General features: G+C 68.7%; 1 protein-coding gene and 1 rRNA gene. Both read right to left on the reverse strand.

Features of this window, described 5'->3' with window-relative positions; all coding sequences use genetic code 11:
- On the reverse strand, window positions 1-470 hold a 470-nt coding region (locus tag ACF09E_RS20545; protein WP_392206408.1), incomplete at its 3' end, for a hypothetical protein.
- A 237-nt stretch (window positions 471-707) separates the two neighbouring features.
- Window positions 708-799: ribosomal RNA gene (gene rrf, locus ACF09E_RS20550) — 5S ribosomal RNA — on the reverse strand; the annotation flags it as partial.

Genomic DNA, 799 nt, shown 5'->3' on the forward strand with positions numbered 1-799 from the left:
ACGGTTGTCGCCACCACGGTCATCGCGACGGAAGCCACCACCGCCACGGTTGTCGCCGCCACGGTCATCGCGACGGAAGCCACCGCGGTTGTCGTCACGGCGGTCGTCACGGGGGAAGGAAGGCCGGTCGTCCCGACGGAACGACGACGGACGCTCATCACGCCGGTCGTCACGGCGGAAGCCACCACCACGGTTGTCGCCACCACGGTCATCGCGACGGAACCCGCCGCCACCGCGGTTGTCCCCGCCACGGTCATCACGACGGAAGCCACCACCACGGTTGTCACCCCCGCGGTCGTCACGACGGAACCCGCCACCACCGCGGTTGTCGTCACGGCGGAAGCCGCCGCCACCACGGTTGTCGCCACCGCGGTCATCACGACGGAACCCGCCGCCACCGCGGTTGTCCCCGCCACGGTCATCGCGACGGAAGCCACCACCACGGTTGTCGCCACCGCGGTTGTCGTCACGGCGCGGCCCACGGTAGCCGCCCCGGTCACCGCCGGCGCCGGCCCCGTCCCTGCGACGCGGCTCGCGCTCCGGACGGTCGTCGGGAGAGTTGGTGGACATCGACGTGACTCCTGTCTTCGGGTACTGCAGTCATTCTCGCGCAGCCGGCACTCGGCCGCGCATCGGAAAAGTCTAGTGAAAAACAAAAGGACCCCTGGTCCCAGCGTGAACGCTGGGACCAGGGGTCCTGAAGAATTGTTCGGCGGCGTCCTACTCTCCCACAGGGTCCCCCCTGCAGTACCATCGGCGCTGAAAGGCTTAGCTTCCGGGTTCGGAATGTAACCGGGCG

Source organism: Streptomyces sp. NPDC014891 (assembly GCF_043081085.1).
In the GTDB taxonomy this organism is placed as follows: Bacteria; Actinomycetota; Actinomycetes; order Streptomycetales; family Streptomycetaceae; genus Streptomyces.